Here is a 5,152-nt window from a genome sequence, read left to right on the forward strand (position 1 = left end):
ATCATGTAATAAATACAATTTATAAAAAGTAAAGTTTATCCATTAATTATAAATAAATAGCAGTTTCATTTATACCGAAGATATATAATTTGAAATGTTATTTAGAAGCTTAATAAGAGTGAGATATGAAACAATTAAATATTCTTCAAACAATAGTTCGTAATAAAACTACTCCAATCTCTGCAGCTTTAACTGTATTCTTTATGAATAATTCTGTATGTTCTGCTAACCCGAAAACTTTGACAAATGCAAAGACGGCTTTAGAAGGCTTAAAAGGAGATTTAAATGCACTTATCCCTATTGCCGCTGGCGTTATACTTTTATGTCTAGCAATTGCTTATGCAGGGCGCTACATCGAAAAAGCTACATTCATACGATGGGCTGTTGGCGTTGTTGTTGCTGGTTCAGCATCCCAACTTGCCACACTGTTATTTACTGGAGCTTAATTGTGGCGATCATGTAGTAAATACAATTTGTAAAAAGCAAAGTTTATCCATTAATTATAAATAAATAGCAGTTTCATTTATACCGAAGATATATAATTTGAAATGTTATTTAGAAGCTTAATAAGAGTGAGATATGAAACAATTAAATATTCTTCAAACAATAGTTAGTAATAAAACCACCACAATTTCTGCAGCTTTAACTGTATTCTTTATGAATAATTCTGCATATGCTGCTGACCCGCAAACTTTGGTAAATGCAAAGAAGGCTTTAGACGGTTTAAATAGCGATTTAAAAATTATTATCCCTATTGCCGCTGGCGTTATACTTTTATGTCTAGCAATTGCTTATGCAGGGCGCTACATCGAAAAAGATACGTTCATACGATGGGCTGTTGGCGTTGTTGTTGCTGGTTCAGCATCCCAACTTGCTACACTGTTATTTACAGGTAAATAATCACAAGTCTATATAATACGTAATGTTTTTAAGTATACGTTGATTATAGGTATATACCAGCAATAGTTTCGCTCAGACTGCAAAAAAGGAATATTATTTATAGCAACTTGAATTAAATGGGGAATAAAAAATATGAAGCAATTAAATACATTTCAAAGAGAACTATGCAACAAAATTAGTGTTGTTTTTATCACTTCAATGATGTTATTAATAACTCGATTTGCTTATGCTCAAACGGAAACAAAGAGCATAGATGTTTTTATTGGTGTGCAATATGGATTAAGTATACTTGTTCCTATCGTTGCTGTCATCATTTTTTTATTTCTTTTGCTTATTTATATATTTCGCATCATTGCAAGAGCTACATTTATGCGATGGGCATTCAGCGTCATTATTGCTGGTGCAGCCTTCTATATTAGCCACATATTATTTCACCTCCAGTGACAAGAGCACCCCATGAAATCACAAGAAAAAAAAGAATTCCCTCTGTTTAAAGGAGCAACACGTGTTCCAACAATATGGGGTGTCCCCATGATGCCATTTATCGTTATGGTGATGGGGGTGGCTGTTATTGCTATGACAGTAAGTATCTTTTTGTGGATTATGGCGCCGCCACTATGGTTCGTTATGGTACAAATTGCTAAAAATGATGACAAAGCATTTCGTATCTGGTGGTTATGGATCGACACTAAATTTCGCAATCGCAATAAAGGTTTTTGGGGCGCATCGAGTTATAGTCCCTCTGATTATAGTAAAAGGAGATAAACATGACAGCTGTTGAAAGCAGCAAACGTCTCGCATCAGAGACACCTGTAAGCCTGTTCCTCCCCTATTCACATCATATTACAGATACGATTATCTCTACTAAGAATGCGGAATATTTGTCAATTTGGAAAATTGATGGTCGTTCACATCAAAGCGCTTCAGAAGAAGATATTTTTCAATGGACAAAAGAGCTTAACAATACTCTCCGGGGTATTGCATCAGCCAATTTATCATTTTGGACACATATCGTGCGCCGCCGTGTTTATGAATATCCTGATTCAACATTTAATCAAATGTTTTGCTATCAACTTGATGAAAAATATCGGCAGAGCTTTTCTGGTTATAATTTGATGGTTAATGATCTGTATCTGACTGTCGTCTTCCAACCGATAGCGGATAAAATTATGTCGTTCTTTTCTAAACATGAGCGCGAAACGCTTGATCAAAAAAAGATGCGACAAGACTCATGTATCAAAGAACTCAATGACGTCAATCGTACTTTAGGCCAATCCTTAAAGCGTTATGGTGCAGAACTTCTTGGTGCTTATGAAAAAAATGGTCATGTTTATTCTTCGGCACTTGAATTCCTTGGAATGCTTGTTAATGGTGAATATCGTCCTATGCCAATTTGCCATGACCGTTTTGCTGAGTATATGTCTATCAATCGACCATTTTTTTCAAAATGGGGTGCTTTTGGTGAACTGCGCACAACCAGTGGAACACGTCGATTTGGAATGTTGGAAATTAAAGAATACGATGCAACAACCAAACCTGGACAATTGAATGTTTTGCTGGAAAGTGACTTCGAGTTCATACTGACACAGAGTTTTTCGGTGCTCTCTCGGCATGCTGCTAAAGACTATTTACAACGGCATCAGCGCAATCTTATTGATGCACGTGATGTGGCAACCAGCCAAATTGCACAAATTGATGAAGCACTCAATCAACTTATCAGTGGGCATTTTATCATGGGGGAACATCATTGTACATTGATCATCTATGGTGATACAATTCAGCAAGTCCGCGACTATATGGCCAAAGCAAGTGCAGCGCTATTAGATGTTGCGGTATTACCCAAACCTGTAGATTTAGCGATAGAAGCTGGTTATTGGGCACAACTTCCTGGTAATTGGAAATGGAGGCCCCGTCCTGCCCCAATTACATCACTGAACTTTTTATCATTTTCATCTTTTCATAATTTTATGTCGGGGAAACCCACTGGAAATCCATGGGGGCCAGCGGTCACAATTCTCAAAACAACCAGTAAAACACCACTTTATTTTAATTTTCATGCCTCCAAACTTGAGGAGGATTCAACCGATAAGCGATTACTTGGTAATACCGCACTTATCGGACAATCTGGATCTGGTAAAACTGTGTTGCTCGGCTTTTTGTTAGCACAAGCGCAAAAATTTAAGCCAACAACTGTTGTTTTTGATAAAGATCGCGGCATGGAAATTGCCATTCGAGCGATGGGTGGAAGGTATTTAACATTCAAGCCAGGAAGATCAAGTGGTTTTAATCCATTTCAACTACCCCCCACACAAGAGAATATAATTTTTCTAAAACAATTTATTAAAAAATTGGCAGAAGCTGGTGGCGAAGTCACGCATCACGACGAGGAAGAAATTAATAAAGCTGTTATGTCTGTTATGAGCAATAACATTGATCCATCGTTGCGTCGTTTGTCTTTTCTGGTGCAGTTTTTACCAAATCCGCATTTAAATAATTATGATTCACACCCATCTGTTCACGCTCGTTTACTCAAATGGTGTGAAGGTGGTGATTATGGATGGTTATTTGATAATCCGAATGATGCACTTGACCTTTCAGCACATCAAATTTACGGCTTTGATATCACAGAATTCTTAGATAACCCAGAAACGCGTACTCCAGTGATGATGTATCTGCTTTACCGTACAGAAGGTATGATTAGCGGCCAGCGATTTATGTATATCTTTGATGAGTTTTGGAAGCCTTTGCAAGATCCGTACTTTGAAGATTTAGCGAAAAATAAACAAAAGACTATCCGTAAACAAAACGGTATTTTTGTTTACGCAACACAAGAGCCTAGTGATGCTTTAGAAAGTAATATTGCCAAAACGCTCATTCAGCAATGTGCGACTTACATTTTTCTAGCCAATCCCAAAGCAAATTATGAAGATTATACAAAAGGTTTTAAATTAACAGATACTGAATTTGAACTTGTTAAAGGACTTGGTGAGTTTAGTCGCCAATTCCTCATTAAACAGGGTGATCAATCTGCACTTGCAGAACTGAATCTCGGTAAGTTCCATGTAACAAGCAATGGAAAAACCATAGAACACGACTTTAGTGATGAGCTCTTGGTGTTATCAGGAACACCTGATAACGCGGAGTTAGCCGAAAGAATTATCGCTGAAGTGGGTGATGATCCGGCAATATGGTTACCGATTTTTTTACAGCATGCAAAAAATGACAGGAGGGAAACATGAAGAAACAGGTCATTTCAATAGCAATAGCAATAACCTTAGGAGTCTCAAACCCAGCAATGGCTTGGGTTTGGGGTGCTGGAGCAGCGGATTTAGAAGCAACAGTTCCAACAACTTGGCCCAATTGGTTTGGAGGATCATCTTCAAGTACAGCAACCCCTAAACAACCTGTAATAAGTCTTAAAGAAATCCTCGAAGTCATAAAGAAACACCTCGAGGAAGTAAAAAAGATACATGAATCTATAACGGGCAGCCAAAAATTTAAAAATGCACAAACCAATCACAGCAGTTTTTTTCTGAAAAATCCAGAGATGCTTTACGATAGAAATAAGCCTTCTGCTCTATCTACATCCCTTGAAAATATCTTAAAAGAAGAAGAAATTCCTGCCTCTATCCATGAATCCCGCAACTCTATTGGTAAGCGTATCCAATATGCAGCCATTACTGATAAAGCCGTAAGTCTAAAGGCTTTTCAAAATGCAAACAATCGTTTTCAGCATATTGAAGAACTATTAAACGAAATAAAGACAACAAAAGATCTAAAAAGTATTGCTGAGTTACAGGCAAATATAATTGGAATGCTTGCTATGCTTCAAAATGAAACAGCAAAACTACAAATGGTTACGCATTTACGCAACGCTGAACATACACTTATCAAACAGCAGAAGGATAAGCATAACATAAAAATTTTGAATAGTAAAAACACAAAAATGCCTACCATAAGATTTATTAGATAAAGCTTTTTATAATAACATTTTGTATATTATTTTTTGTGTGTTCGTAAAAACAAAAGAATATATAATACTCTGTTCTCTCTCATAAACTGAAAAGATCTATGGAATTTAATTTCTTCCTAAAAAACTCAACAAAAAATGCTTTTTAAAATCATATAAAAAATTAAAAGTTCGTTAAAGAGGAATACCATGAACTTTACCGTGTTCACGCAACTTTTCAATAAAATTGATCAGATAACAAAAACATATGTCACGGATATTTCCTCAAAAGCAATTGTTGTA

General features: G+C 36.3%; 6 protein-coding genes and 1 pseudogene. All 7 read left to right on the top strand.

What is annotated here, in order from left to right:
- Positions 1-125: 125 nt before the first annotated feature.
- Positions 126-446 (top strand): VirB2 family type IV secretion system major pilin TrwL, encoded by a 321-nt coding sequence (gene trwL, locus PVV70_RS09560; protein WP_273759002.1) that lies wholly within the window; start codon positions 126-128, stop codon positions 444-446.
- A 133-nt stretch (positions 447-579) separates the two neighbouring features.
- A complete protein-coding gene (gene trwL, locus PVV70_RS09565) occupies positions 580-900 on the top strand; it encodes a VirB2 family type IV secretion system major pilin TrwL (protein ID WP_273759003.1) in 321 nt (106 codons plus the stop codon).
- Between the two features lie 132 nt (positions 901-1,032).
- Entirely contained in the window at positions 1,033-1,344 is a 312-nt protein-coding gene (locus tag PVV70_RS09570; protein ID WP_273759004.1) for a conjugal transfer protein, read from the top strand.
- A 12-nt stretch (positions 1,345-1,356) separates the two neighbouring features.
- Complete coding sequence (locus PVV70_RS09575; protein WP_273759005.1) at positions 1,357-1,665, top strand: type IV secretion system protein VirB3; 309 nt, start codon at positions 1,357-1,359, stop codon at positions 1,663-1,665.
- A gap of 2 nt (positions 1,666-1,667) precedes the next feature.
- Positions 1,668-4,139 carry a VirB4 family type IV secretion/conjugal transfer ATPase gene (locus PVV70_RS09580; RefSeq protein ID WP_273759006.1) on the top strand — a complete coding sequence of 824 codons (2,472 nt, stop codon included), beginning with the start codon at positions 1,668-1,670 and terminating at the stop codon, positions 4,137-4,139.
- Complete coding sequence (locus PVV70_RS09585) at positions 4,136-4,873, top strand: type IV secretion system protein (RefSeq protein ID WP_273759007.1); 738 nt, start codon at positions 4,136-4,138, stop codon at positions 4,871-4,873. Before PVV70_RS09580 ends, PVV70_RS09585 begins: the two co-directional genes overlap by 4 nt.
- Positions 4,874-5,059: 186 nt before the next feature.
- A pseudogene (locus tag PVV70_RS09590) lies at positions 5,060-5,152 on the top strand (trwi protein); the annotation flags it as partial.

The sequence above is a fragment of the Bartonella sp. AU55XJBT genome, from assembly GCF_028618525.1.

What these genes read in the sequence shown, in the direction of transcription:
- trwL (WP_273759002.1), top strand. Translation starts at nt 126, where the DNA reads ATGAAACAATTAAATATTCTTCAAACAATAGTTCGTAATAAAACTACT.
- trwL (WP_273759003.1), top strand. Translation starts at nt 580, where the DNA reads ATGAAACAATTAAATATTCTTCAAACAATAGTTAGTAATAAAACCACC.
- PVV70_RS09570 (WP_273759004.1), top strand. Translation starts at nt 1,033, where the DNA reads ATGAAGCAATTAAATACATTTCAAAGAGAACTATGCAACAAAATTAGT.
- PVV70_RS09575 (WP_273759005.1), top strand. Translation starts at nt 1,357, where the DNA reads ATGAAATCACAAGAAAAAAAAGAATTCCCTCTGTTTAAAGGAGCAACA.
- PVV70_RS09580 (WP_273759006.1), top strand. Translation starts at nt 1,668, where the DNA reads ATGACAGCTGTTGAAAGCAGCAAACGTCTCGCATCAGAGACACCTGTA.
- PVV70_RS09585 (WP_273759007.1), top strand. Translation starts at nt 4,136, where the DNA reads ATGAAGAAACAGGTCATTTCAATAGCAATAGCAATAACCTTAGGAGTC.